Raw genomic sequence first — 25,171 nt, forward strand, 5'->3', positions numbered from 1 at the left:
CCGTTCCGGTGCTGGTGTCCGACGTCGTTCAGCTGAGCTCCGCCACGAGCACCGCGGTGCCGGCCTCGGCCCGGACCACGGGTCCGCCCGCCACCCGCAGCGCCCACGGGCGGCTCGCGTCGCTCGCCGACGCCCGTACCGTGGCACCTTCGCAGACCACCGTGAAGTCCACGCCGCCGACGGCGAGTTGTACCCGTTCGCCGCCGCGCAGTCCGTACGCGTGCAGGGTGACCCCATCCGCGTAGTCGTAGTCCGGGCGGTCCTCGACGGCGCCGACCGGCAGCACAGCGCCGGGGCGCACCAGGACGGGCACGCTGTCGAATCCGTGACGCTCCGTCACCCAGCGCGGGCCCTGCACCTGTTCACCGGTGAGCAGATGAGTCCAGGTCCCTTCGGGCACGTAGTACGAGACGTCTCCCTCGTCCGAGAACACCGGGGCGACGAGGAGGTCGGGGCCGAGCATGTACTGGCGTTCCAGGTGGGTGCACGCCGGGTCCTCGGGGAATTCGAGGGCCATCGCCCGCATCATCGGGACCCCCTCGGTGTGCGCCTGCCGCGAGACGGCGTCCAGGTACGGCATGAGGCGCAGCTTGAGGCGGGTGAAGGTGCGCAGGACGTCCACGGCCTCCTCGTCGAAGAGCCAGGGCACCCGGTAGGAGGACGAGCCGTGGAGCCGCGAGTGCGAGGACAGCAGACCGAAGGCGATCCAGCGCTTGAAGAGCGCCGGGGACGGGGTGCCTTCGAAGCCGCCGATGTCATGGCTCCAGTAGCCGAAGCCCGACATGCCGAGTGAGAGTCCGCCGCGCAGCGACTCGGCCATCGCCTCGTACGTGGACTCGCAGTCCCCGCCCCAGTGCACCGGGAACTGCTGGCTGCCGGTGGTCGCCGAGCGCGCGAAGACCACGGCCTCGCCCTCGCCGCGGTGCTTGGTCAGGACGTCGAAGACGGTCTGGTTGTAGAGGTACGTGTAGTAGTTGTGCATCCGCTCGGGGTCGGAGCCGTCGAAGTACGCCACGTCCGTGGGGACCCGCTCGCCGAAGTCGGTCTTGAAGCAGTCCACGCCCATGTCGAGCAGCGCCTCCAGCTTGGCCGCGTACCAGGCCCTGGCCTGCGGGTTGCTGAAGTCGACGAGCGCCATGCCCGGCTGCCACAGGTCCCACTGCCAGACACTGCCGTCCGGCTTCCTGAGCAGATAGCCGCCTTCGCGCCCTTCGGCGAACAGCGGGGAGCGCTGTGCGATGTACGGGTTGATCCAGACGCAGATGCGCAGCCCCTTCTCCTTGAGGCGGGCGAGCATTCCGGCCGGGTCGGGGAAGACGCGCGGGTCCCACTGGAAGTCGCACCAGTTGAACTCGCGCATCCAGAAGCAGTCGAAGTGGAAGACGGACAGCGGCAGTTCGCGCTCGGCCATGCCGTCGATGAAGGAGGTGACGGTCTCCTCGTCGTAGGAGGTGGTGAACGAGGTGGACAGCCACAGCCCGAACGACCAGGCGGGTGGCAGTGCGGGCCGGCCGGTGAGCGCGGTGTACTTGCGCAGGATCTCCTTCGGGGTCGGTCCGTGGATGACGTAGTACGTGAGCTCCTGGTCCTCGACGCTGAACTGCACGCGCGAGACCGCCTCGGAGCCGACCTCCAGGGAGACCCGGCCGGGGTGGTCGACGAACACGCCGTAGCCGGCGTCGGTGAGGTAGAACGGCACGTTCTTGTACGCCTGTTCGGTGGCCGTGCCGCCGTCGGCGTTCCAGATGTCGACCACCTGGCCGTTCTTGACCAGCGGTCCGAACCGCTCCCCCAGGCCGTAGACATGCGTGCCGACACCGAGGCTCAGCTGTTCGCGCAGATAGTGCTCTCCGCTGTCGGTCTGCATGATGCCCATGGCCTTCGGGCCGGAGGAGGTCAGCGGGCGCAGGCCGTCCGCGGTGAGGAAGTCCAGCTGCCAGGGACCGCTGCGGGGCACCCGCAGGGCGAGGCTGCCGGACATCAGCAGGGCGTGGTCGTCGTCGTACGAGATCCGTGCGTGGGTGTCGCCGTCGGCGAGGGCGAAGTGCGGGCCGCGGTCGACCTCCCCGTCGAAGTGCTTGAGCGTCACGCCGATCACGTCGGGCAGCGGGGAGTGGCACGAGACGGTCATGACCGGGCCCTTCAGGAGGTCGCCACGGTGCCGGATGGGCTGGGTGGGGGCATGGATCTCGAGAGTGCCGGCATCGGTGCCGGTCACGTCGAGCACTTCGACCGGGTACGCGGCGTTGACGCCGCCGCGCAGCAGCCAGTAGCCGTCGGTGAACTTCATGCGGCTGCCTTTCAGGGCTATTTGACGGCGCCCACGGCGATGCCGCGGGTCAGCGTCCGCTGGAAGACGAGGAAGAAGGCGAGAGCGGGCAGCACGCCGAGGAGGGCGGCGGCGTTGGTCATCGTGGCGTCCATGTCGCGCTGGCCCTGGAGGACCCCGAGGGCGACGGACACGGTCTGGACGTCGTCGGAGACGAGCATCACGAGCGGGAGCAGGAACTCGTTCCAGGTCCAGATGAAGAACAGCACCATCAGGACGCCGATCGTGGGCCTGCTGACCGGCACGACCACCCGCCACAGGACCTGCCACTTGGTGGCACCGTCGATCCGGGCCGCCTCGATGACCTCCCGTGGGAAGCCGGAGAGCACCGAGGCCAGCAGATAGGTGCCGAAGGCCGACTGGATCACCGTGAAGACGATGATCACGCTGAGCCTGGTGTCGTAGAGACCGGCCTCCTTGGAGAGGTAGTAGACCGGGTAGACCAGGGCCTCCTGCGGCAGCATGTTGGCCAGCACGAAGAAGGCGAGCACCCAGGGCCGCCCCTTGATCCGGCCGATGCCGATGGCGTACGCGCTGAACACGGAGAGCACCACGGCGAGCAGCGCCACCGAGCCGGAGATCAGCACGGAGTTCCACAGCTTCTCGCCGAAGTCGACGCGCTCCCAGAACGTGGTGATCCCGTCCAGGTGGAGCCCGTCCGGCAGGCTGAGCGGCCCGTCGGAGGAGTACTCGTCGGGCGACTTCACCGCGTTCATGAGCACCACCGCGAACGGCAGCACCATGAAGAGCGCGCCGAGTACGAGCGCGGCGAGCACGGGGTACTTCTTGACGGCGGTCATCAGGTCTCGTCCTCCGCCTTGGTCTGCAGGCGCAGGGCTACGACGGCCAGCACCATGATCAGGATGGTGAGGACGGTGGAGATCGCTGCTCCGTAGCCCGCCTGGAAGTTCTCGAAGAAGTTCTGGTACGCGAAGTAGGACGGCACGTTGGTGGATCCGCCGGGTCCGCCGCCGGTCAGCACGTACACCATGCCGAAGACCTTCAGGGCCGCGATGGTGCACCACAGCAGCACCACGGCGATCTCCGGGCGCAGTTGGGGCAGTGTGATGTGCCACAGGCGCCGCCACCAGCCGGCGCCGTCCAGCTCGGCCGCCTCGTGCAGGGCCGGGTCGAGGCGTTGCAGCCCGGACATGAAGATGACCAGCGGGAAGCCGATCTGCACCCAGACCATGACGGCCATGACGCTGTACAGGGCCCAGTCGGGGTCGCCGAGCCAGTCCTGTTGCAGGCCGTCGAGGCCTAGGGCGCCGAGCAGGTCGTTGAGCGAGCCGTTCTCGGGGGCGAGGATCCAGCTCCACACGATGCCGGCGACCGCGATGGGCAGCACCTGCGGCAGGTAGAAGCAGGCGCGCAGCACGGAGGCCCAGCGGGCTCCCGCATGCTTGGCCACGACGTCGAACAGGGCCGTGGCGAGGACGAGTCCGAGGGCGGTGGGCAGCACCGCCATGGCCACGACCATCGCGAGGCTGTGCCGGAAGGACTCCCAGAAGTCCTCGTCGCCGAGCAGCTTCTCGTAGTTGTCGAGGCCGGTGAACTCGGGGGTGCCGACGCCCGACCACTCCGTGAAGCTGATCCCGGTGTTCATCAGGAACGGCACGACGATCACGACGAGGAAGGCCAGCGCACCGGGCAGCAGGTACAGGGCGTACGAGCCCTCCGACCGGGGGCGGCCGGCCCGGGCCGGGCGCCGGCGGGGACCGGGAGGGCTCCCGCCGGCGTCGGTCGCCGTCTTGGTGAGGACGGCCGCCATTACTTGAGCACGTTCTCGTCGTATTCGGCCTGCAAGGCCTTCAGGACGTCGGCGGGCTCGGCGCTCTGGGTGATGAGCTTCTGCACCTCGGAGGTGAGGCTGTCGTAGAAGCCGTTGGCGGGCCAGTCGGGGTAGAACGCGAGGCCGTCGTTCCCGGCGAGCGAGTCGAACTGCTCGATGAGCTTCTTGGACCGCGCGTCGGTGATGCCCGAGGGGTCCGCGGCGACCGGCACACCGCCGGCGTTGCCGAGGGTGTTCTGGATCCCCTTCTGCATCGTGATGTCGATGAAGTCGTAGGCGAGTTCCTTGTTCTTGGCGCCTTCGGGCACCACCCAGAGGTTGCCGCCGGAGCCGAGCGTCATCTTGCTGCCGGGCCACATGAAGGTGTCCCAGTCGAACTTCTTGATCTCGGTGCCGAACCGGCCGAACCACCAGCTGCCGGAGAAGAACAGCGGATGCTTGCCCTGCATGAAGGAGACCCCGGCGTCCTCGGCCTTGACTCCGCTGGAGCTCTTGGCGATGTAGCCCTTGTCGACCCAGTCGGCGAAGGTCTCGGCGGCATACGTCCACGCCGCGTCGGAGAAGTCGGTGGCGCCCTTCATCTGGAAGGACTCGACCCAGGAGCGGTCGGCCTGCGAGAGGGCCAGCTGGTAGACGTACTGCTGGGCGACGTACTCGGCGCCGCCGTTCGCGAACGGGGTGAGGCCCGCTTCCTTGAAGGTGGCGAGCGCCTGCTCCAACTCGTCGACGGTGGTGGGCACTTCGACGCCGTGTTCGGCGAAGAGGTCCTTGTTGTAGTAGACGAGGGTGTACTCGGCGTAGTTCGGGACCCCGTACCAGGGACCGGAGCCCATCACGCCCTTGTTGTAGCGGCTGGTGACGGCGACGGTCGGCGGGATCGCCTTGTCCCAGCCGCGCTCCTTCGCCACCGTGCTCAGATCGGTGAGCAGCCCCTGCTTGGACAGCTGGCCGGTCGTCGCGTTGCCCTTGTTGTATTCGAGGAGGTCGGGGGCCTCGTCGGAGTTGAGCACCTGGGGCGCGGTCTTCTGGATCTGCTCGAAGCCCTTGGCCTCGAACTCGACCTTCACGTCGGGGTTCTTCTTCTTGAACTCGGCGATGGCCTCGTTCCACGCCTTCCCCATGGCGCTCTCGGGCGCTTCGTAGTGCCAGAGCCTGAGCGTCTTGCCGTCTCCTCCTCCGCCTGCGTCGTCGCCGCACGCGGCGAGCGTGCTCATCGAGAGGATCCCTGCCAGGGCAGCCGCCAGGAGGCGCGCCCTTCTCCGTGCCTTCAACATCGACTGCCTCCGCGGGAGTTGGTGGGTCCGCAAGGGATGTGCGTTGCGCCGTCGAATCGATTCGATGAACGGCGTCGAAACGCTTCGACGGAGGAAGGTAGGGACGCGGAGGGCTTACGTCAATGGCGTTAACAAATCTCGTCGGCCCCGGTCTCCCGGCGCGGCGGTCACGCCGGGCCTTCGACCGGGGCCGGAAGCCGGATTCACCCCTGCCAGATCTCCCGGACGGCGCGCAGCGGATCCTCGTCCACGCGCGCCTCGGCGCCGAACAGCATCGTGGCGCGGCCCCCGGTCGTATACGGCGGCCAGTGGCGGCCCGGGTCGAGGTCGCGGACGAACGACACCCACGCGCCGTGCATCGCGTCCGCGAGCAGCTGCGGCGCTGTGTCACCGAGTGCGGCGGCGACGCCGGGAGCGTCCAGGAGGTCGAAGGCGAACGGCAGGTCGGTGCAGTGGTAGGCGAGCCCCGGCAGGACGGTGCCGGTCCAGCCGAACTCGTAGAGCCAGGTCGGCGCCGAGGCGCGGGCGCGTCCTTCGGCCAGCCGCAGCGCCGGCGCGCGGAACGTGGCGTCCGTGACGGCTTGGCCCATGAGGGCGGCGGGGTCGGCCTCCGTCGGGGCCTCGTACAGATCCAGGAAGCGCCGGATGCCTTCCTCGCCCAGGCCGAGGCCCGTGAGCAGGGCGCGGAGGTCGGTGTGGGTGGCGCCGGGGTGCGGGATGGCGTTGAACTCGTGGGTCGTGGATCCGGCGAGCAGCGGGATGTCCGTGCCCGCGCCGCCGTGGGCGAGTGCGTCGGGCACGGCCTGCGGGATGAGCTTGCCGTCGGCGAACGGGGCGAGGGCCAGCATCGGCAGGGCGTCGCGGTCCGGTCCGGGGGCGGTCAACTGGTCCCGGAGGGCGAGCAGTTCGTCCTCGGTGCGGCCCCGCAGCGCGGCGGCCGTGGCGGCAAGGCCCGTGCGGGCCGTGAACAGCCGGCTCACCGCTTCGGCGGTCTCGCGCTCCTGCGGGCTCATGACGGCGCCGGACATCGAGATCGCGCCGCGGAACAGTCCGCGGGCCCCGGGCGTGGCGAGCAGGGTCTGCACGGCGCCGCCGCCCGCCGACTGGCCGGCGACCGTGACCTTGCGGGGATCGCCGCCGAAGGCCGCGATGTTCTCCTGGACCCATTCGAGCGCGGCGATCCAGTCGAGGACGCCGCGGTTGTCGGGGGCGTCGGACAGGTGCAGGAATCCTTCGATGCCGAGCCGGTAGCCGATGGTCACGACGACGATCCCGTCGCGGTTGAAGGCGGCACCGTCATACCAGGGGCTGGCCGCGCTGCCCGCGAGGAAGCCGCCGCCGTGGATCCACACCAGGACGGGCAGCGCCGCGCCGGGCGCGGCGTCGGGGGTGAAGACGTTGAGGTTGAGGGTGCCGTCGCCCGGGATGCTCGGCTCGGGGATGGTCGTGACCTCGAACAGCGGGCGGCGCTGCGCGGTCGGCCCGTACGCCGTCGCCTCGCGCACCTCCGTCCAGGGGACGGGCGGCACGGGAGCGGCGAACCGCAGCTCACCGACCGGGGGTTGGGCATACGGGAGGCCCAGGAAGCGCACGCTGTCACCGCGCCGCTCTCCGCGGACGGGACCCGCGCTCGTGCGGACGACGGGGTGGGACGACGGGGTCATGGGCGGGCCTCCGGGCGGTGGGACGGGGTGTTCATGCGAGCTGACGGGGGTGGGGGCGTTCCGACGGTACGGGGAGGCCGGCCGCGGGCTCCGGGTCAGGGTGAGGTCCGCGGCCGGCCGGCTGGGGGTCAGGAACGCGGAGCGCGGTGCTCCACGTACCACTTCACGCGGGCCAGCTCACGCTGTCCGGCGCCACTCGTGCGCACGCCGTAGGTGCGGTCGGCGGTGACGGGCGCGACGGTGATGTGGCCCCGCTCGAAGAGCGCGGTGGAGTCGGCGTCCCTGACGGTCTCGGTGCACTCGCTTTCGGGCTTGTTGTCGCAGAGGCCGAAGGTGATGTCGTAGAGGTCGCCGCCCTGCTCCCCCGGCTTGCGAGCCTCGTAGGCGTGCCAGACGACCTTGCCGTGGCCCACGCTCGTCCACACCGGCGGCTTCGCCCGCTGTCCGGCGCTCACGTCCGGGTAGTCGACCTTGAGCACGAACCGGTCGGTGAACAGGTCGCGTTCCCGCAGCCCGGCGATGAATCCGGCGGCGAAGCGGGCGTGGGCACGGTAGTTGGCGACGGGGAAGGTGAACTGGCTGCTGTCGCCGGAGGAGGAGAAGGCGAGGGCGGGGACGCCCTCGTCGAGCGCGGAGAGCGCGGCGCCGACGGTGCCGGAGTCGTTGACCTGGGCGCTCACGTTCGGGCCCGAGTTGATGCCCGTGACCACGAGGTCGGGGCCGTCCTTCCAGCCCGCCTTGGCGGCGAGCCCGCCGCGCAGGGCGAACTTGACGGTGTCGGCGGGGGTGGCGCTCGGCGAGTCCGGGCCGCAGGGTCCGGTGGCCAGGCAGATCCCGTAGACGGGGGAACCGGAGGGCGTGCCCGAGCAGTCGCCGCCGTATCCGGCGGGCAGTTCCGCGCGCCGGCTCAGCGAGAGGGTGCCGCCGTTGGTGACGGCGGTGCCCTTGCCGGACTGCACCTGCCAGGGCGCGAGGGTGACAACGTCCGCGCCCGCGGCGCACAGGCCCTTGCGCAGCTCGTACAGGCCGAGCCCGTCGGAGCCGGAGGCCTTGGCGGCCTGCATGGAGTCGTCGTTGGTGAGCAGGACGCGCAGCCCCGCGAGCGGACGCCCGGAGGTGGCGTCCGCCGCGGACGGTGCCGTGCCGGAGGCCGCGGACGCGGTGATGCCGGTGCAGGCCAGGACGGTCGCGGCCGCGGCGGTGACGCACGTGCGGACGGCGGGTCGGCGAGGGCGGTTCATGGCGGTGAATCCCCTTTGATGGCTGTGGAGTTGATGAGGCGCTGATGTGTTGTCGGTACGGACAGGGCGACGCGGGAGACGGAAACCGGAGGCGGCACCGGGCGGGGCTTGTGATGTGCCGCCTCCGGTGGCTCAGTCGTGCCGCGTCTGGTGGCTCAGTCGTGCAGCGTCCGCCGGTTCGTCAGAGGTCGAGGCCGGCTCCGTACGGGAACAGCGGGTCCTCGGTGGAGTTCGGCACATCGCTGGGCGAGGCCTCGACGGCGGCCATGGAGCGGGGCAGTTCGTAGGGCAACCGGCCCTCGGGGCGTGCGTGGCCGAACACCACGTCCAGGAGGGCGGCGTCGCTCGCACCGAAGTCGGCCACCACCGCGGCGGCGCGCTCGGCGATCTCCGGGATGACGGCGGGCCGTTCGAGATGCTGGAGCACCACGGTGGGCACGGCGTCGAGCACCGCGAGCAGAGGCTTGAGCTCCTCCTCGGTGAAGTTCAGCCGGCCGGTGTGGAAGAGCGCCTCGAACTTGTTGGCGCGGTGCTCGTACGGGGTGTGCAGCCGCAGCAGCGCCAGGTCGGCCTCGGCAGGTGTGCCGACCAGCTCCCCGTACCGGGCCGCGACCTCCTCGTCGAGGCCCTCCACGTACAGCTTCGGCCGCTCGCTCGCGACGGGCAGGGTGGCGTCGCGGTTGACGAGGACGGTGAGCGAGCGGCGCTGGGCGGCCTCCCCGGCGCCGCGGAACTCGCTGTTCCCGACGATCTCCTCGGCCCGCTCCGGGTCGACGTACGGCTGGTCGAAGAGGCCGAGCACGAACTTCTCGCGCAGTAGCCGGCGCACCGAGGCGTCGATGCGCTCCTCGCCGATCCGGCCGGAGCGGACCAGGTCCACGATCACCTCGGGGCAGGCCTCGCCGCCGAACTGGTCGGCGCCCGCGTCCAGGGCCTTCGCCGCGCGCTCGGCGACGGAGAGGTGCTCCACGCCCCAGGCGCGCGCCCGGTGCAGCTCGCCGAAGATCGGCTGGTCGGTGAGCAGGCCCCAGTCGGTGCACACGATGCCCTCGAAGCCGAGCTCCTCGCGCAACAGGCCCGTGACCACGCCCTTGTTGAAACCGAAGCCGACCTCTTCCCAGTCGGTGCCGACGGGCTGCCCGTAGTACGGCATCATCTGCGAGGCGCCCGCGGCGATGGCGGCCTTGAACGGCTCCAGGTGGTGGTCGCGCATACCCCCCGGGTAGACCTGCTCCTTGCCGTGCGGGAAGTGCGGGTCCTCGCCGTCCTTCTGCGGGCCGCCGCCGGGGAAGTGCTTGACCATGGTGGCCACGCTGCCGGCGCCGAGCTCCTCGCCCTGGAAGCCGCGGATGTACGCGGCGACCAGCTCGCCGGTCAGGGCCGCGTCCGCGCCGAAGGTGCCGGACTGGCGGGCCCAGCGGGGCTCGGTGGCGAGGTCGATCTGCGGGTGCAGGGCCACGCGCAGGCCCACGGCCAGGTACTCGCGGCGGGCGATGTCGGCGAAGCGGTGCACGAGTTCGGGGTCGCGCACGGCGGCGAGGCCGGTCGGCTCGGGCCAGGCGGAGAAGGCTCCCGCGCTGAACGAGGCGCCGATGTTGGTGGTGAAGGAGTGGCGCGGGTCGGTGGAGACCGTGACCGGGATGCCGAGGCGGGTGGCGGCGGCCAGCTCCTGGACCCGGTTGTGCCACTCGGCCATCTGCCGGGGCCCGGCGCCGCCGAGCAGGTTGAAGTGGGTCAGCTGGCGGGTGCCGATGAGGCCGGAGGTGTCGGCGGCGACCATGGCGGTGGCGTCGCCCGCCTCGACCGTACGGCCGTCCTCGTGCAGGGGCAGCACGGTGTGGAAGAGCTGGCCCGCCTTCTCCTCCAGCGTCATCCGGGCGAGCAGGTCGTCGACCCGCTCGTCCACGGGCAGGGCGGGATTCTGGTACGGGTGGCCGTCGTTGCGGGGTGCGGGAAGCATGGTGCGTTCTCCAGGAGGGGTGTACGGGTGGCGCGTTCGGGAGGCCGAGAGGGGCGCTTCGCCAGGCCGCGGGCGGCGCTTCGCGAGGCCCGTGACGGGCTCAGCGCACGCCGCGGATCGGGACGACGGACAGCGCGCCGAGGATGGTGATCACCGCGCCGGTGACGAACAGGCCCGTGTAGCCGCCGAGTTGGGCCACGACCACCGAGGCGAGGAAGGGGCCGATGATCTGCGGTCCGGCGTTGGCGATGTTGAGCACGCCCATGTCGCGGGCCGCGTCGTCGGCGCTCGGCAGGACCAGGGTCACCAGGGCGGTGTCGACGGCCATGAAGCAGCCGAAGGACAGGCCGGTGACGGCGGCGAAGACCAGCATGCCCGTCCAGGTGCTGCTGAGCACGGGGGCCGCCATGCCGACCGCGGTCAGGACGCAGCTGACGGCGATGAACGGCTTGCGCCGGCCGATGCGGTCCGAGAACACCCCGCCCACGACCGTGGCGAGCAGCATGCAGAGGGCGTTGACCGGGGACAGGATCGCCACGGCCTCGGCGGGTTCGAGTCCTGCGGGCAGGCTGATGTGGTCCTGCACGATGTAGAGCTGGAACAGCGCGACCGAGAAGTAGCCCAGCATCATCAGGAAGCGGCCGATGAACGCCCAGCGGAAGTCGGGCGCCTTGAGCGCGGCACCGAAGGCCGCGAACTGCCGGGCGAGCGGCACCGATTCGACGGCGGGCAGCTTCTGTTCCCGTACGAGCGCGGTGAAGAGCACCGCGGCGAGCGCGATCACCGCGCCGAGCGCGAGATAGCCGGTGGTGACGGAGCCGGGCACGAAGGACGCGGCCAGCGTGACGCCGGCGATCACACCGAGCGGGGTGCCGATGCCGACCATGGCGGAGGCGAGGCCCCGGCGCTCGGTCGGCACGCGGTCGGGGACGACGGCGGTGATCGCGGCCTGGTAGACGTTCATCATCGCCTGGACCAGGCACCAGCCGATGGTGACGAGCAGCAGGGTGCGCATCGCGCCGAGCAGCGCGAGCGCGCCGAGTGCCGCGATGCCGCCGCCGAGGATCCAGGGGTTGCGGCGCCGCGAGCGGTCCGAAAGGAGACCGGCCAGCGGGTTGAAGAGCGTGGCGAATACCGCCGAGATCCCTGACACCAGGCCGAGGTTGGCGACCTTGTCGGCCGGGTCGAGCGCCTCGATCTGCACGGGCAGGAGTACCTGGCCCACGCCCATGTAGACCATGAACATGGCGGTGTGCCCGAGCGCGAGCAGCGTCAGGAGCCTGCCGAGTCCGCCGCCGGCGGGCCGGGGCCCGAACGGGGACGGCCCGGGTGACGGCTCGCGGGGCGACTCATGTGACGGCGCGGCGGCGGACAGGCGAGGGGCCAGGGATTCTGGGGAAGGACTGCTGGTTCCGGCGGGAGACATGGCCGGACCTCCTCGTGCGGCGAAGAGAGGTGAGGCGGCGGGGTGGGGGACGCGCACCGCAGTGGCTCGCAGAAGAGAACCATGAAAACCGAGTAACAAGTAGGTTTTGGAAATGTGGCCTGAGTCACTCGGCCGTCCGGCAAGATCGGCGGCCGGATAGGGTGCTGCCCATGGACCGGTCGGAGCGCGCAGCCACACCCGCAACGAAGCCCGCGCCGAAGCAGCGCGCCGCGAAGAAGCAGGCGCGCGGTCCGTACGCGGTGGGCGACGAGCGCCGCCGCCGCATCCTGGACACGGCCGTGGAGCACTTCTCCCAGTGGGGCTTCCACGCCTCCTCGCTGGCCCGGATCGCCAAGGACGTCGGCGTGACCCAGGGCGGGCTGCTGCACCATTTCCGCAGCAAGGAGGACCTGCTCGTCTCGGTGCTCGAGCGCAGCGAGGAACACGACATCGAGCGGTTCTTCACGGCCGAGTTCGCCTCCGCCGCCGACTGTCTGCTCCGCCTGTGCGACCTGGTCGCGCACAACAGCGAACGCCCGGGCCGCACCCGGATGTTCAACGTCCTGATCGGCGAGTCCTCCGACCCGGGACACCCGGCGCACGCGTTCTTCGCCCGCCGCTACGAGCGGGTCGCGGACCAGCTCGCACGGGCGCTCGCCGACGGGGTCGAGCGGGGCGAGCTGCGCTCCGACACCGACTGCGCCGCCCTGGCGCGCGAGGTGCTCGCCGTGATGGACGGCATCCAGATCCAGTGGGCACTGACCCCCGACGCGGTGGACATGCGCAAGCGCCTGCACACCTACCTGGACCGGCTCTACCGCTTCCTCTCCCCCACCGGGGCGAGCCTTCCGCCGCGTACGGCCTGAGCCCTTTCACCTCCGTACGACCTGAGCTCTTCCGCCGCCGTACGACCTGAGCCCTGCCACGCCCGTACGGCCCGAGCTCGCCACCTCCTCCACCGACCGCGGTCCACCGCCACCCGCGAATACCTATCACTCACTCGGTTTTCGCGCGTACGATGCAAGCGGCGGTCACGGGTGCCCACACCCCGCACCGCCCCACCTCCCGCCACCACCCTGGAGTTGACGCATGACGAGTGACGCCCGGCGCCTCGACATACCCGCCCTGCTCGCCGCACTCACGCTGGAGGAGAAGGCCGCGCTGCTCGACGGCGCGGACTTCTGGCACACCGAGCCCAACGAACGCCTCGGCATCCCCTCCGTGATGGTCTCGGACGGGCCGCACGGTCTGCGCAAGCAGCCGGAGACCGGCGACCACCTGGGCCTGTTCGACAGCGTCCCCGCCACCTGCTTCCCGCCCGCCGCCGGCCTCGCCTCCAGCTGGGACACCGATCTGCTCGCACGGGTCGGCGCGGCGCTCGGCCGCGAATGCCGGTCCGAGGGCGTCTCCGTACTGCTCGGCCCCGGCATCAACATGAAGCGCACGCCGCTGTGCGGCCGCAACTTCGAGTACTTCTCCGAGGACCCGCACCTGACCGGCGAGCTCGGCGCGGCCTGGGTCGAGGGAGTGCAGAGCCAAGGGGTCGGCGCCTCGCTCAAGCACTTCGCCGTGAACAACCAGGAGACGGAGCGCATGACCGTCTCCGCCGAGGTCGACGGGCGCACCCTGCGCGAGATCTACCTCGCGGCCTTCGAGACCGTGGTGACCCGGGCGCAGCCGTGGACCGTGATGTCCTCGTACAACCGGCTCAACGGCACGTACACCTCGGAGCACCGTGAACTGCTCACCGACATCCTGCGCGGCGAGTGGGGTTTCGAGGGCCTGGTCGTCTCGGACTGGGGCGGCGTGAACCACCGCCCCGACTCCGTGGCCGCGGGCAACGACCTGGAGATGCCCTCGTCCAGCGGCGCGGGCGCGAAGCTGATCCTCGACGCGGTGGCCGCGGGGGAACTGGACGAGTCCGCGGTCGATCTGGCCGTCACACGCGTGCTCACCCTCGTCGACCGGGCGCAGCCCGCCCTCGCCGCCGAGGACGCGGGCCGCCCCTTCGACGTGGACGCCCACCACGCCCTCGCGCGCGAGGCCGCGACCGCGAGCGCCGTCCTCCTCAAGAACGAAGACGGTCTGCTCCCCCTCGACCCCGCGGCCGGGGGCACGGTGGCCGTCATCGGCGAATTCGCACGCAACCCGCGCTACCAGGGCTCCGGGTCCTCGCAGGTCAACCCGGCCCGCCTCGACAACGCGCTCGACGCCCTGCGCGGCGCCTTCGAGGGCCGCCGCGAGGTCTCCTTCGCACCCGGTTACGTCGTCGATTCCGAGGAGGCCGACTCCGAGCTCGTCGCCGAGGCCGTGCGCACCGCGGCCGCGGCCGACGTGGCCGTCGTCTTCCTCGGCCTGCCGACGCACTACGAGTCCGAGGGCTTCGACCGCGCGCACATGGATCTGCCCGCCCAGCAGGTCGCGCTGCTGCACGCCGTCGCCGACGCCAACCCGCGCGTGGTGGTCGTGCTGTCCAACGGCTCCGCCGTGACCCTCGCCCCCTGGCAGGACCGCGCGCAGGCCGTCCTGGAGACCTGGCTGCCCGGCCAGGCCGGCGGCTCGGCCGTCGCCGACCTCCTGACCGGCGCGGCCACGCCCTCCGGCAAGCTCGCCGAGACACTGCCCGTGCGCCTGGAGGACACCCCGGCGTACACCGCGTTCCCCGGCGAGGGCGGCAAAGTCCGGTACGGCGAGGGCCTGTTCATCGGGTACCGCTGGTACGACGCGCGCCGGGCCGAGGTGTCCTACCCGTTCGGGCACGGCCTGTCGTACACGTCCTTCGCGTACAGCGGACTGGGGGTCACCGTGCGGCGGGACGGCGCCGACCCGCAGGTGGACGTCACCTTCATCGTGACCAACACCGGTGAGCGGACCGGCACCGAGACCGTGCAGCTGTACGTGACCGACCCGGAGGCGTCGGTCCGGCGTCCCGAGCAGGAACTGCGCGCCTTCACGCGGGTCACGCTCGAGCCCGGCCGCAGCGCCCCCGTCACGCTGACCCTCGGCCCGCGCGCCTTCGCGTTCTGGCACGAGTCCGCGCACCGCTGGGTCGTCGAGGGCGGCACCTTCGGGCTGCGGGTCGGCGCGTCCTCGCGGGACATCCGCCTGGAGACCACGGTCGAGCTCGCGGGCGACGGGTTCACCGTGCCGCTCACCGCCGACGCCTCGGCCGAGCACTGGCTGGCGCACCCGGCGGCCGGTGCGTGGCTGCGCGAGGCGCTGGGCACGGAGGGCTTCGGCGCGATGCTGTCGGATCCGCGCAACGGCCCGATGATGCGCGCGATTCCGCTCTCCCGCCTGGTCCGGTTCCCCGGCTTTCCCGTCGACGAGGAGCAAGTGGCGGCGGCGGTACGGAAGTTCGCCTCGGCCTGACGTCGGTGCACGGTCCGCGCCCGGCTCCGGCCCGGCGCGGACCCGGTACCGCCTGCGTCCGCCTCTGCCGGTGCGTGCGGTAGTCGCTTACGGACGCGCAGACCCTCAGGCACTCCCCCGGCGCACCAGGCGCACCTCGATACGCGGTGCGGGCTCGGCGCTCCCCGACTCGACGAGCTCCTCCAGCCGGGCGGCGATGTCCTCGGCCGAGGGCATGTCGATCCGCACCGTGGTCAGCGGCGGGTCCTGAAGGCCCGCCAGCACGAGGTCGTCGGCGCCGACCACGGCGACCTCCCCGGGCACCGCGATGCCCTGGCCGCGCAGGGCGTGCAGCAGCAGCGCGGCGTACTCGTCGTTGTACGCGAACACGCCGTCCAGGCCGAGCTCCGCCCAGCGGCGGGCCAGCGCAGCGGCGTCCTCGTGCGCGTACGCGAGCTCCACCGGGACCACCGTCGCCATGTGCCGGGCGGCCACCTCACCGGCGCCGGCCAGACGGGGTTCCGCGAACGCGGCCAGGCCGCGCTCCTTCGGCATGATCACGCCGATCCGCGTACGGCCCGAGGCGATCAGGTGCTCCACGGCCGCCGCGCCGAGATCGCGGTGGTCGAAGGCGATGGTGTACGTGCCGGGCACGGGCCGCGCCGCGAAGGCGAGTTGGGCCCGCACCCCCGCGCGGGCGAGCACGTCGGCGGTCGGCGCGGTGTACCGGTCGCCGTCGAGCGCGAGCACCGCCACCGGCCGCAGCTCGGCCCAGGCGCGCGCGGCCTCGGCCGGGTCGCCGAAGCGGCCCGCGTGCAGCACGGTGACGTATCCGCGCCGGTGCAGCGCCTCATGGAGGTCGTCGATCCACTCGCTCGCGAGCCGGCCCATCGCGGACACGGAGGCGGGGATCAGGACCAGGTTGCTGCGGCCCGCACGCAGGGAGCGCGCGGCGGCGTGCGGCACATAGCCGAGCCGGCGCGCGGCGTCGAGCACCCGCTCACGGGTGGCCGCGCTGACCCGTGCGCCTTTGGTGTCGTTGAGCACGAAGGACACGGTGGCGCGTGAGACGCCCGCGAGCCGCGCCACGTCGGCGCTGGTCACCGTCCGGGACTCCGGCGTGCTGTCCGCCATGTGCGTACGTTCTCCCGCTCGCTCGCCCCCGACGCCTTGCAGGGCCGAGGTTACACGCGTCGGATCTTGGACCTCGGCGGACGGTGTGCCGGCCGGGTGGCCGCCCGCTGCCCTCGGCGAACGAGCCCCGGGACCGCGCAGTACGCCACGACGTACGACGCGACGTACGCCACAACGTACGGGCGCCGAAGGCAACAGGCGGATCACGGCGCCAGGGCGGCCAAACCCTGAACACCAGCGCCACGGACGCCTCTCGCACCTCCCCGCGGACGGTCCGCGACCCGGCCCTCGAAGCACGCCCGCGGAAATCCGCCGGACATCCGTCGGTTCCAGCATCTTCACAAGGTTACACGTGTCATCTACGCTCCTGCCGAACGCGACCCCACGCGCATCCGCTTCTTCGGCACGCCTTCCTAGGGGCCCACATGACTCGTTCACTTCCTGAAGAGACCGCGTCGACCACGGTCGACGTCCTCCCGGCCGGCGGCCCCGCTGCCGCAGGCCCGGCCACCGGCTCCCGTCTCGCCCGGCTCTACGTCACGCTGCCGATGGCCAACGTCGCGCTGTACCTGCTCTGGCTCGGGGTGGGGAGCTTCCTGCTGCCGATCCAGGTCGCCGAGATCACCGGCCACAACGACACGACCGCCCTGTCCACGGCCAGCACCATCGGCGCCGTGCTCGCCACGGTCGGCAACCCGGTCTTCGGTCAGCTCTCCGACCGGACCCGGTCCCGGTTCGGCCGGCGCGCCCCCTGGATCCTGCTGTGCGCCGCACTCGGCGCGCTCGCCCTGGTCGCACAGGCCCAGGCCGCGAGCATCGCGATGCTCGGACTGAGCTGGGGCGTCGTGCAGTTCATCATGAACGGCTACCAGGCCGCCCTCACCGCCGCGCTGCCCGACCGGGTGCCCGCCCCGAAGCTCGGCACGTTCTCGGCCCTGGTCGGCCTCGGTGTCCCGCTCGGCACGATCGTCGCCGCCCTCGTCATCGGCGGCATCCCGGGCACGAAGTTCGGCCTCGACGGGGTGATCGGCGGCTTCGACGGTGCGTTCGCCGGCGAGAAGGGCTACTACCTGATCGCGGCGGCGGTGTTCGTGGCCGCCGTCCTGTTCGTGGTCATCTCCCCCGACCAGGACTCCCGCGACCTGCCGCGCGAGCCCTTCTCGCTGCGGCGCTTCCTCGCCAACTTCTGGGTCAGCCCCAAGGATCACCCGGACTTCGGCTGGGCCTTCCTCTCGCGGCTCGGCGTGATGCTCGGGTACTTCATCATCCTCACGTACAACCTGTACCTGCTCGCCGACCACATCAAGATCGCGCCCGCGGACCTGCTGCCCACCGCCGGCTTCCTGATGATCGTCAACGCCCTGTGCACGGTGGTCGCCTCGGTCCTCATCGGTCCCATCGCCGACCGGGTCGGCAAGGTGAAGCCGTTCGTCTTCGTCTCGGGCGTGGCCGCGGCGCTGGCCCTCGCCATCCCGATCCTGTCGCCGACCGAGGGCGGCATGCTGGCGTACAACATCGTCGGCGGCATGGCCTTCGGCGTCTATCTCGCGGTCGACATGGCGCTGATCACGAAGGTGCTGCCGCGCGGCGCCGACGCCGGCAAGGACATGGGCGTCATCAACATCGCGAACGCCGGGCCGCAGATCCTGGCCCCGACCATCTCGGGCTGGATCGTTGCGGCGGGGGGTTACGAGGCGCTGTTCCCCGTGGCGGCCGTGGTGTCACTCGTCGGCGCGGTGGGAGTGCTGCGCGTGCGCGGCGTGCGCTGAGCGGCCGACGGGCCTGCTGAGCCCGTGCCAACTCCCGTGAGCGGGACGGGTGGACGAGCACCCGTCCCGCTCACTGCACGTCCGGCGGGTGTCAGATCCAGCCGTCGAGCGAGGCGAGGAATCCCCCGAGGTCGTCGCGGTGGATGCAGTGCCCGGCGCCGGGCACCACCCGCACCTCGAACCCGCGCTCCCGCAACAGCTCCTGCCCCTTCGCATCGACGCACAGGCTCGGGTCCGCGAGCTGGACCAGCGAGGGGACGAGGGCCGACGGCGGCAGGTAGTCCTGCTCGAAGTCGCCCATGGCGGTGAGCAGTTCGGCGTCGAACAGAGCGAAGCCCGCCAGCTCGGCGGCGATGTCCGCCTCGGACCACCGCGGGTTCATGGCCCGTACGGAATCGGCCGTGGCCGACGCGACCATGGCCCGCATCGCGCCCGTCGCACCTGCCGGCACGTTGCCGAGCTGGAAGCCCGGGTCGGAGTAGACCGCGCGCCGCGGCCGCAGCTCCGGAACGGCGAGGGCGAGGGACAGCCCGCCGAGGGAGTGGCCGATCGCCACGTCCGCCCCGGCCGGCAGGCTCTCCACCAGGTCGCCCGCAAGCAGCTCCGGCCGGTAGGCGCCGCGGCCGCTGAGCCCGTGCCCGCGCAGGTCGGGCGCGAGGACGCGATACCCGCGCCCGACGAGGTGCTCCTCGACCGCGTGCCAGGTCCGGTGGTCGGACATCCCGCCGTGCACGAGCAGTGCGACCTTGTCACCGTCGCCGCGTTCATGGACGTGCAGTTTCATCTCGGCGCCCCTCCAGGACTTCCCGTGCGGTTGGTTACACGTGCAACCTACCCGGCCGGGGCTCTGTCGAGAAGCGCGCCGCCTGCCCGGCCCGGCCGCTCCGGCCTCCCCGCACGCCCGGGCCGCTCCGGCCGCTCCGGCCGCGTAAGGCATATCCCACACCCCTGGACCCTTGTGTCCCGCGACCCGCTCGCGCAAAGGTGACGCGATTCCTGTTATCCGCCGCCGCCCCCGAGGTCTCCCCAGTGCCGGCCCGGTGAGGCGGCGAGCGAGAGGGAGAGTGGACGGACGTGGGTGTGAGCCGAGACAGCGGCGCGTTGGTGATCGCGGCGCGGCACGGTGACCGCAGGGCGCAGGGCGAGCTGGTCACCGCGTACCTGCCGCTGGTCTACAGCATCGTGGGCCGCGCGCTGAACGGTCATGCCGATGTCGACGACGTGGTGCAGGAGACGATGCTGCGGGCGTTGCGCGGCATCGGCGGGCTCCAGGATCCGACGCGCTTCAGGTCCTGGCTCGTGGCGATCGCGATGAACCAGATCCGCGGCCACCACCAGGCGCGCCGGTCGGCGCCCGACCCCTTCGGAGCGCGGGAGGACTTGGATCTGCCCGATCCCGCCGGGGACTTCGTGGACGCCACGATCGTCCGCCTGGGCCTCGAGGGACAGCGGCGCGAGGTCGCCGAGGCCACCCGCTGGCTGGAGCAGGACGATCGCGAGCTGCTCGCGCTGTGGTGGCTGGAGGCGGCGGGCGAACTGACACGATCCGAGCTGGCCGCCGCCCTGGAGATCTCCGAGCAGCACGCGGCGGTGCGGGTGCAGCGGATGAAGGGGCAGCTGGAGACGGCGCGCGTGGTGGTGCGCGCCCTCGCCGCGCCGCCGTGTCCGGGGCTCGGCGCGGTGGTCGGGATATGGGACGGCGTGCCGTCGGGCCTGTGGCGCAAGCGCATAGCCCGGCACATACGCGAGTGCGGCCGGTGCGCGCAGCACACGGCCGACCTCTGGCCGGCCGAGGGGCTCCTCGTGGGATTCGGCATGGTGCCGGTGGCGGGTGCCGCCGGGGCCGGGTTGCTCGCGGCGCTCGGACTGTACGGGGAACACGCATCCGAGACGGTCGCCTTCGCCTCGGCTCCGGTGCCTCCGTACGGCAGTCCCGGGTCACAGGCCGGTCCCGGGGCGTACGGAGACAGTGAGGCGTACGGCGGCTCCGAGTTTTACGGCGGGCCGGACGCTTACAGCGGGCCGGATGCTTACAGCGGGGCCGAGACGTACGACCGCATCGGCATGTACGAGCTGACGGGACCGGGCGACGCCCCAAGCGCCGATGTGACCCCGACCAGTCCGGGCGGACCGAGCGGGCCGAGCGGGCCGAGCACTCCCAACGGTCCGATCACTCCGAACGTTCCGACCCGGATGCAGGAACGGCAGCTGCGGCTGCGCAAGCGGCGCCGTACCGCCGTGGCCGCGGCCGCCGTGGTGGCGCTGGTCGCCGGTGCGGGCGTGGTCGGCATCGATCTGATGGCGCCGGACGAGGACAGCGACAAGGTGCGGGCGGCCTCGGCCACCGAGCCGGAGCCGACGAGTGAGCCCGCTTCGGCCGCGACGTCCGAGTCCGCCTCGCCCAGCGCCTCCACCTCGAAGTCCCCCGAGGCGTCGCCGAGCAGCAAGCCGTCGAAGTCCCCGACGACCACGAAGCCCGCCGAACCCGAGCCGAAGCCGACCAAGACGCGGACCACCAAGCCCAAGCCTCCCCCGCAGCCGCCCGCAAACCCCGGCGGCAGCCACGCGCAACAGGTGCTCGCGCTGGTCAACGCCGAGCGTGCGAAGGCGGGTTGTGCGCCCGTGACGATGGACAGCCGCCTGTCCAGGGCCGCCCAGCTGCACAGCGAGGACATGTCGGCGAACGGCTACTTCAGCCATACGAGCCAGGACGGCCGCACGTTCAGCGACCGGGCCGCCGCGCAGGGCGTGGACAACGCGGGCGCCGAGAACATCGCGCGCGGCCAGGGCTCGGCGCAGAGCGTGATGGACGCATGGATGAACTCGCCGGGCCACCGCGCCAACATCCTCAACTGCGGCCTGAAGACAATGGGGTTGGGCGTGACGACGGGCGACTGGACCTGGACGCAGATGTTCGGCTGGTAACCGCCTGGCACGGGCGGCCCACGGCATGCCGGTGGTCACCGTCGGCATGGTCACCGAGCCGGCCCCTTCCCCCGCACCCGTATCCACCCCTCGGAATCCCCTGGTCACAGGGCCGACCCGCTCCCTAGGATCCCGGGCCATGGACATCGCCACGCACATCGCGGCTCTGCGCGCCGAGGGGCAGCTGCTGGCCGACAACGCCGAGGCCGCGGGAGCCGACGCCGCCGTCCCGACCTGTCCCGGCTGGCGGGTGCGCGATCTCGTCCGGCACACCGGGACGGTGCACCGCTGGGCCGCCGCGTTCGTGGTGGAGGGGCACAAGCGCTACCAACCGGACGCCGGGGAGCCGGACTTGGACGGCGCGGAGCTGTTCGCCTGGTTCCGGGAAGGGCACGGGCTGCTCGTCGAGGCGCTCGAGCAGGCGCCGGACGACCTGGAGTGCTGGGCCTTTCTGCCCGCTCCCTCGGCGCGGGCGTTCTGGGCGCGCCGCCAGGCGCACGAGACCGCGATCCACCGGGTCGACTCGGAGTCCGCACTGCACGCGGCCGAACGCACCGCCCTCACCCCCGAGTTCGCCGTCGACGGCATCGACGAGCTGCTGTGCGGATTCCACGCCCGCGAGAAGAGCCGCGTCCGCAGCGACGAGCCCAAGGTGCTCCGCGTGCGCGCCACCGACGCGGACGCGGTGTGGACCGTCCACATCTCCGAGAAGGTCCCGGTCACCACGCGGGATGCCGAGGGCCCTGCCGACTGCGAGATCAGCGGCCCGGCGGCGCGCCTGTACCTGGCCTTGTGGAACCGTCTCCCGACACCGCCGATCACCGGCGACGCCACGGTGGCCCGGCTGTGGCGGGAGACCTCGGCTGTGTAGTGACTCCTCCCGGGGTGGGCAGGGCACACAATGGCCGTCATTCCGGTGGCAGGGCGGCACGGCCCGCTGGTTCACTGGTGCCCATGGGGACTCGGACACAGGCCGAACGGGACGCCGCCACCGTGGAGATCGTCTACGCGCTGGTGTCGGCGGTTCTCGTCGCGGCCTTCGTCTTCGCCGTCGTGGCCGGGCCCGGCTGGGCGTTCGACCTGTCGGCGGGTGTGCGCCAGGTGCTGGTGACAGCGGGAGTGATCCTCGCCGCCGTCACGTTCGTCGTACGGGTGGTCGGCGTCCTGGGGCGGTTCCGCAGCGCGTCGCGTCAGCCGAGCCAGCCCGGGCGGACCAGCCCCGACTCGTAGGCGAGGACGACGAGTTGGGCCCGGTCGCGGGCGCCCAGCTTGACCATCGTGCGGCTGACATGGGTCTTCGCGGTGAGCGGCGAGACGACCAGGCGGCGGGCGATCTCCTCGTTGGACAGGCCGATCCCGACCAGGGCCATCACCTCCCGCTCGCGCTCGGTGAGTTCGCCGAGGCTCTGTTCGAGCGCGGGCTCCTTGGAGCGGGCCGCGAACTCGGCGATGAGACGGCGCGTCACGCCGGGTGAGAGCAGGGCGTCCCCGTCCACCACCGCCCGTACCGCACGCAGGAGTTCCTCGGGTTCGGTGTCCTTGACCAGGAAGCCCGAGGCGCCCGCTCGGATGGCCTCGAAGACGTACTCGTCGAGTTCGAAGGTGGTCAGCATGACGACCTTCACGTCGGCAAGGCCCTCGTCCTCGGTGATACGGCGGGTCGCGGCGAGGCCGTCCAGCAGCGGCATCCGGATGTCCATCAGGACCACGTCCGGGCGCAGCGCGCGCACCTGCCGCAGCGCCTCCTCGCCGTCCGCGGCCTCGCCCGCCACCTCGATGTCGCTCTGCGCGTCGAGCAGCGCCTTGAACCCGGCACGGACCAGCGACTGGTCGTCGGCGAGCAGGACCCGGATCATGAAGCGGCCTCCTGGATCGACGGGATCGACGGAATCAACGGGATCAAGACGGGGTCTCCTTGGGGCGCAGCGGGATCGAGGCACGGACGCGGAAGCCTCCGTCCGGTCGCGGGCCCGCCTCGATCGTGCCACCCAGCGCGGCCGCGCGCTCCCGCATCCCGGCGAGTCCGTTGCCGCTGCCCCCGGCATCGGCCTGGGTCGCGGGTCCGTCGTCCTCGATGCGCAGATCCAGCGCGCCGGCCCCGTAGCCGATGGTGACGCGTGCGCGTCGCGAGCCCGAGTGGCGTACGACGTTGGTGAGCGCTTCCTGGACGATGCGGAAGGCGGCGAGGTCGGCGCCGGGCGCGAGGCCGACCGCCCTGCCCTCGCGGGTCACCTCGACGGTGAGCCCCGCGCTCGCCGCCTGGTCGACCAGTTCCGGCAGCCGGTCCAGGCCGGGCGCGGGGGCCCGGGGTGCGTCGCCGGGCGTGCGCAGCGATTCGAGGACTTGGCGCACCTCGCCGAGCGCTTCCTTGCTCGCGGACTTGATGGTGGTCAGGGCCGTACGGGCCTGCTCCGGGTCGGAGTCCAGCAGGGCCAGGCCCACGCCGGCCTGGACGTTGATGACCGAGATGGAGTGGGCGAGTACGTCGTGCAGTTCGCGGGCGATCCGCAGCCGCTCCTCGTCCGCGCGGCGCCGGGCCGCCTCGGCCCGCTCGGCGCGCTCCTTGGCCCACTGTTCGCGGCGCATCCGCGCGAGCTCGGCCACCGCGACGATCGCCACCACCCAGGCGGCGACGACCAGTTCACCGCCCCAGGACGCCGCCGTGTCCCCGGAGGGCGGCAGCCAGCGGTACAGCCAGTGCGAGATGAGCAGGTGCCCGAGCCACAGCATGCCGATGGCGGCCCAGGCGGATCTGCGGTGTCCGGCGACGATCGCGGCGAACACGGCGAGTGCGACCGTGACGAAGACCGGGCCGTACGGATAGCCGGCGCCGAGATAGAGCATCGTGGTGGCGGCCACGCCGAACACCACCGCCACGGGGTGCCTGCCGCGCCACAGGAGCAGCGCCGTGCCGAGGAGCAGCAGGAGGCGGGCGAACACGTCGAGGCCGGCCCGGTACTCGGTCTGACCGTGAGCGGCGAAGGTGCTGCCGACCTGGACGAACACGGTCACCGCGGCGGTCGAGAACCACGGCAGCCCGCCGCGCGCCGCCCACCTCCAGGGGCCGGGCGGGCCGTCGTGCCAGGGCGGTCCGCCCCAGGGGCGCATCGGCCTGGCGGTGCTGTGCTGCTCTTCCATACCGCCACGCTAGACCGGGCGGACGTGCGGCGACGTCCGCCGTGGGAGGTGAGCGGGCGTACTCCCGGTGAAGTACGCGACGGGTGGTGCGGGCCCGCCCATCGGCTCCACAGTCGGTGCGACGCCCACCCGTAATCCAATCGACCGCAGGCCCGCGCCCCTGTCAGAGTGGCCCACCATGACCGATTCTGAGTTGCTCACGCATGCGGACATCGTGCTCATGCAGGGACTCGCGCAACGCGTCACCGCCGTGCGGCAGGACCTCCTCAACGCCGATGCGTCGTACGGCGAACTCGCCTGGAACTGGGGCAGGAACCATGCCGCGCTCGGGGCGCACTGGCGGCGCAGGCTCTGGTTCCACGAGGGCGAACTCACCGCGTGGGCGTGGGCCCATCTGCCGCGCACGTACCGGCTGAGCGACGGCACGGAGAAGCATCTCGCCGGCGCGTATCTCGCCTACCAGGCCCATCCCGCACACGCCGGTCTTGTCGACGAGGTGATCGAGTGGTTCGACGACGTGGCCGCCGGGCTTGAGCGCACGGTGCTGCCGGGCGCAGGCGACGCGTTCGCCCTGGAGCGCTGGGCGGCGCACGGCTACGTGACCGACCCGTCCGCGCTCGGCGACGCGGGCTCGTGGATGCAGTGCAACGTCCGGGAGCTCACCGATCTCACGGACCTCGGCGACCCAACCCTGCCGGCAGGTTTCCGCTTCCGTACCGCGGACGAGGCCGGGCCCGAGGCGGCAGTCCGCGCGCATGTGGACGCCTGGAGCCCTTCGCCCTACACCGTCGAGGGGTACGAGGGCGTACGGCGCACGCCGGGCTACCGGAGCGATCTGCATCTGCTCGTCGAGTCGCCCGACGGGACGATGGCCTGCTCGACGATCATGTGGCTCGACGAGGCGAACAAGACGGCGGAGTTCGAACCGGTCGGCACCCATCCGGCCCACCGGCGCCGGGGACTGGCCCGGACGATGCTGGTGCACGGCATGCACCTGGCACGCGCGGCGGGCGCCGTACAGATGACCGTGTGCTGCCTGGGCGCGCCGGGCCATCCCGCGGCGCGCGGCCTGTACTACGGCGTCGGCTTCCGCCCGATCTCCCGGGACGCACCGATGATCAAGTACGCGACGACGGGCTGACGGCGCACAGGGCGGGCCGGGGTGCGC

19 protein-coding genes are annotated in these 25,171 nt (G+C 71.8%); 7 read left to right on the forward strand and 12 right to left on the reverse strand.

What is annotated here, in order from left to right; genetic code table 11:
• Window positions 1-28: 28 nt before the first annotated feature.
• The 8 genes from yicI to BLT97_RS00975 form a co-directional block, all read right to left on the reverse strand.
• Window positions 29-2,290: an alpha-xylosidase gene (yicI, locus tag BLT97_RS00940; RefSeq protein ID WP_093606700.1), complete on the reverse strand. Its 2,262-nt coding sequence runs from the start codon at window positions 2,288-2,290 to the stop codon at window positions 29-31.
• Between the two features lie 17 nt (window positions 2,291-2,307).
• Window positions 2,308-3,129 (reverse strand): carbohydrate ABC transporter permease, encoded by an 822-nt coding sequence (locus BLT97_RS00945; protein ID WP_425442625.1) that lies wholly within the window; start codon window positions 3,127-3,129, stop codon window positions 2,308-2,310.
• The gene (locus BLT97_RS00950; protein ID WP_093606701.1) at window positions 3,129-4,100 is read right to left on the reverse strand and encodes a carbohydrate ABC transporter permease; all 972 of its coding nucleotides are present in this window, start codon (window positions 4,098-4,100) and stop codon (window positions 3,129-3,131) included. Before BLT97_RS00950 ends, BLT97_RS00945 begins: the two co-directional genes overlap by 1 nt.
• Window positions 4,100-5,395, reverse strand: coding sequence for an extracellular solute-binding protein (locus BLT97_RS00955; protein WP_093606702.1), 1,296 nt, complete (start codon window positions 5,393-5,395; stop codon window positions 4,100-4,102). The genes BLT97_RS00950 and BLT97_RS00955 overlap by 1 nt, the downstream gene beginning before the upstream one ends.
• Before the next feature lie 203 nt (window positions 5,396-5,598).
• Complete coding sequence (locus BLT97_RS00960; protein WP_093606703.1) at window positions 5,599-7,059, reverse strand: carboxylesterase/lipase family protein; 1,461 nt, start codon at window positions 7,057-7,059, stop codon at window positions 5,599-5,601.
• A gap of 128 nt (window positions 7,060-7,187) precedes the next feature.
• Window positions 7,188-8,300: a 5'/3'-nucleotidase SurE gene (gene surE, locus BLT97_RS00965; protein WP_093606704.1), complete on the reverse strand. Its 1,113-nt coding sequence runs from the start codon at window positions 8,298-8,300 to the stop codon at window positions 7,188-7,190.
• Between the two features lie 181 nt (window positions 8,301-8,481).
• The gene (locus tag BLT97_RS00970; RefSeq protein ID WP_093606705.1) at window positions 8,482-10,260 is read right to left on the reverse strand and encodes a glycoside hydrolase family 3 protein; all 1,779 of its coding nucleotides are present in this window, start codon (window positions 10,258-10,260) and stop codon (window positions 8,482-8,484) included.
• Between the two features lie 100 nt (window positions 10,261-10,360).
• On the reverse strand, window positions 10,361-11,686 hold the full coding sequence (locus BLT97_RS00975) for an MFS transporter (protein WP_093606706.1): 1,326 nt from the start codon (window positions 11,684-11,686) through the stop codon (window positions 10,361-10,363).
• A 170-nt stretch (window positions 11,687-11,856) separates the two neighbouring features.
• Here BLT97_RS00975 and BLT97_RS00980 point away from each other — a divergent pair, with 170 nt between their 5' ends.
• Together BLT97_RS00980 and BLT97_RS00985 are read left to right on the forward strand one after the other, a co-directional pair.
• Window positions 11,857-12,552: a TetR/AcrR family transcriptional regulator gene (locus BLT97_RS00980; RefSeq protein WP_093606707.1), complete on the forward strand. Its 696-nt coding sequence runs from the start codon at window positions 11,857-11,859 to the stop codon at window positions 12,550-12,552.
• A gap of 223 nt (window positions 12,553-12,775) precedes the next feature.
• On the forward strand, window positions 12,776-15,058 hold the full coding sequence (locus BLT97_RS00985) for a glycoside hydrolase family 3 C-terminal domain-containing protein (protein WP_093606708.1): 2,283 nt from the start codon (window positions 12,776-12,778) through the stop codon (window positions 15,056-15,058).
• Window positions 15,059-15,163: 105 nt separating this feature from the next.
• On the opposite strand, the gene BLT97_RS00990 is transcribed toward BLT97_RS00985, so the two are convergent.
• A complete protein-coding gene (locus tag BLT97_RS00990) occupies window positions 15,164-16,171 on the reverse strand; it encodes a LacI family DNA-binding transcriptional regulator (protein ID WP_093606709.1) in 1,008 nt (335 codons plus the stop codon).
• 425 nt (window positions 16,172-16,596) lie between these two features.
• Here BLT97_RS00990 and BLT97_RS00995 point away from each other — a divergent pair, with 425 nt between their 5' ends.
• On the forward strand, window positions 16,597-17,940 hold the full coding sequence (locus BLT97_RS00995; protein ID WP_093606710.1) for an MFS transporter: 1,344 nt from the start codon (window positions 16,597-16,599) through the stop codon (window positions 17,938-17,940).
• 91 nt (window positions 17,941-18,031) lie between these two features.
• Here BLT97_RS00995 and BLT97_RS01000 read toward each other — a convergent pair whose 3' ends face one another.
• Window positions 18,032-18,724 carry an alpha/beta fold hydrolase gene (locus BLT97_RS01000; RefSeq protein ID WP_093606711.1) on the reverse strand — a complete coding sequence of 231 codons (693 nt, stop codon included), beginning with the start codon at window positions 18,722-18,724 and terminating at the stop codon, window positions 18,032-18,034.
• 290 nt (window positions 18,725-19,014) lie between these two features.
• On the opposite strand from BLT97_RS01000, the gene BLT97_RS01005 reads away from it, so the two are divergent.
• The 3 genes from BLT97_RS01005 (at window position 19,015) to BLT97_RS01015 (ending at window position 22,095) form a co-directional block, all read left to right on the forward strand.
• Complete coding sequence (locus BLT97_RS01005; protein WP_342742678.1) at window positions 19,015-20,865, forward strand: sigma-70 family RNA polymerase sigma factor; 1,851 nt, start codon at window positions 19,015-19,017, stop codon at window positions 20,863-20,865.
• A 139-nt stretch (window positions 20,866-21,004) separates the two neighbouring features.
• A complete protein-coding gene (locus BLT97_RS01010) occupies window positions 21,005-21,736 on the forward strand; it encodes a maleylpyruvate isomerase family mycothiol-dependent enzyme (protein ID WP_093606712.1) in 732 nt (243 codons plus the stop codon).
• An 83-nt stretch (window positions 21,737-21,819) separates the two neighbouring features.
• The gene (locus BLT97_RS01015) at window positions 21,820-22,095 is read left to right on the forward strand and encodes a DUF6332 family protein (RefSeq protein WP_093606713.1); all 276 of its coding nucleotides are present in this window, start codon (window positions 21,820-21,822) and stop codon (window positions 22,093-22,095) included.
• Here BLT97_RS01015 and BLT97_RS01020 read toward each other — a convergent pair.
• Together BLT97_RS01020 and BLT97_RS01025 are read right to left on the reverse strand one after the other, a co-directional pair.
• A complete protein-coding gene (locus BLT97_RS01020) occupies window positions 22,056-22,721 on the reverse strand; it encodes a response regulator transcription factor (protein WP_093606714.1) in 666 nt (221 codons plus the stop codon). The two genes, BLT97_RS01015 and BLT97_RS01020, sit on opposite strands and share 40 nt — an antisense overlap.
• Window positions 22,722-22,764: 43 nt before the next feature.
• The gene (locus tag BLT97_RS01025) at window positions 22,765-24,003 is read right to left on the reverse strand and encodes a sensor histidine kinase (protein WP_245769078.1); all 1,239 of its coding nucleotides are present in this window, start codon (window positions 24,001-24,003) and stop codon (window positions 22,765-22,767) included.
• 178 nt (window positions 24,004-24,181) lie between these two features.
• Between BLT97_RS01025 and BLT97_RS01030 the strand changes: the two genes are divergently transcribed.
• On the forward strand, window positions 24,182-25,144 hold the full coding sequence (locus BLT97_RS01030; RefSeq protein WP_093606716.1) for a GNAT family N-acetyltransferase: 963 nt from the start codon (window positions 24,182-24,184) through the stop codon (window positions 25,142-25,144).
• Window positions 25,145-25,171: the final 27 nt, after the last annotated feature.

This window comes from Streptomyces indicus (genome assembly GCF_900100315.1).
Classification (GTDB): Bacteria; Actinomycetota; Actinomycetes; order Streptomycetales; family Streptomycetaceae; genus Streptomyces; species Streptomyces indicus.

Coding starts and splice junctions, on each gene's coding strand:
- yicI (WP_093606700.1), bottom strand. CDS start 2,290: ATGAAGTTCACCGACGGCTACTGGCTGCTGCGCGGCGGCGTCAACGCC.
- BLT97_RS00945 (WP_425442625.1), bottom strand. CDS start 3,129: ATGACCGCCGTCAAGAAGTACCCCGTGCTCGCCGCGCTCGTACTCGGC.
- BLT97_RS00950 (WP_093606701.1), bottom strand. CDS start 4,100: ATGGCGGCCGTCCTCACCAAGACGGCGACCGACGCCGGCGGGAGCCCT.
- BLT97_RS00955 (WP_093606702.1), bottom strand. CDS start 5,395: ATGTTGAAGGCACGGAGAAGGGCGCGCCTCCTGGCGGCTGCCCTGGCA.
- BLT97_RS00960 (WP_093606703.1), bottom strand. CDS start 7,059: ATGACCCCGTCGTCCCACCCCGTCGTCCGCACGAGCGCGGGTCCCGTC.
- surE (WP_093606704.1), bottom strand. CDS start 8,300: ATGAACCGCCCTCGCCGACCCGCCGTCCGCACGTGCGTCACCGCCGCG.
- BLT97_RS00970 (WP_093606705.1), bottom strand. CDS start 10,260: ATGCTTCCCGCACCCCGCAACGACGGCCACCCGTACCAGAATCCCGCC.
- BLT97_RS00975 (WP_093606706.1), bottom strand. CDS start 11,686: ATGTCTCCCGCCGGAACCAGCAGTCCTTCCCCAGAATCCCTGGCCCCT.
- BLT97_RS00980 (WP_093606707.1), top strand. CDS start 11,857: ATGGACCGGTCGGAGCGCGCAGCCACACCCGCAACGAAGCCCGCGCCG.
- BLT97_RS00985 (WP_093606708.1), top strand. CDS start 12,776: ATGACGAGTGACGCCCGGCGCCTCGACATACCCGCCCTGCTCGCCGCA.
- BLT97_RS00990 (WP_093606709.1), bottom strand. CDS start 16,171: ATGGCGGACAGCACGCCGGAGTCCCGGACGGTGACCAGCGCCGACGTG.
- BLT97_RS00995 (WP_093606710.1), top strand. CDS start 16,597: ATGACTCGTTCACTTCCTGAAGAGACCGCGTCGACCACGGTCGACGTC.
- BLT97_RS01000 (WP_093606711.1), bottom strand. CDS start 18,724: ATGAAACTGCACGTCCATGAACGCGGCGACGGTGACAAGGTCGCACTG.
- BLT97_RS01010 (WP_093606712.1), top strand. CDS start 21,005: ATGGACATCGCCACGCACATCGCGGCTCTGCGCGCCGAGGGGCAGCTG.
- BLT97_RS01015 (WP_093606713.1), top strand. CDS start 21,820: ATGGGGACTCGGACACAGGCCGAACGGGACGCCGCCACCGTGGAGATC.
- BLT97_RS01020 (WP_093606714.1), bottom strand. CDS start 22,721: ATGATCCGGGTCCTGCTCGCCGACGACCAGTCGCTGGTCCGTGCCGGG.
- BLT97_RS01025 (WP_245769078.1), bottom strand. CDS start 24,003: ATGGAAGAGCAGCACAGCACCGCCAGGCCGATGCGCCCCTGGGGCGGA.
- BLT97_RS01030 (WP_093606716.1), top strand. CDS start 24,182: ATGACCGATTCTGAGTTGCTCACGCATGCGGACATCGTGCTCATGCAG.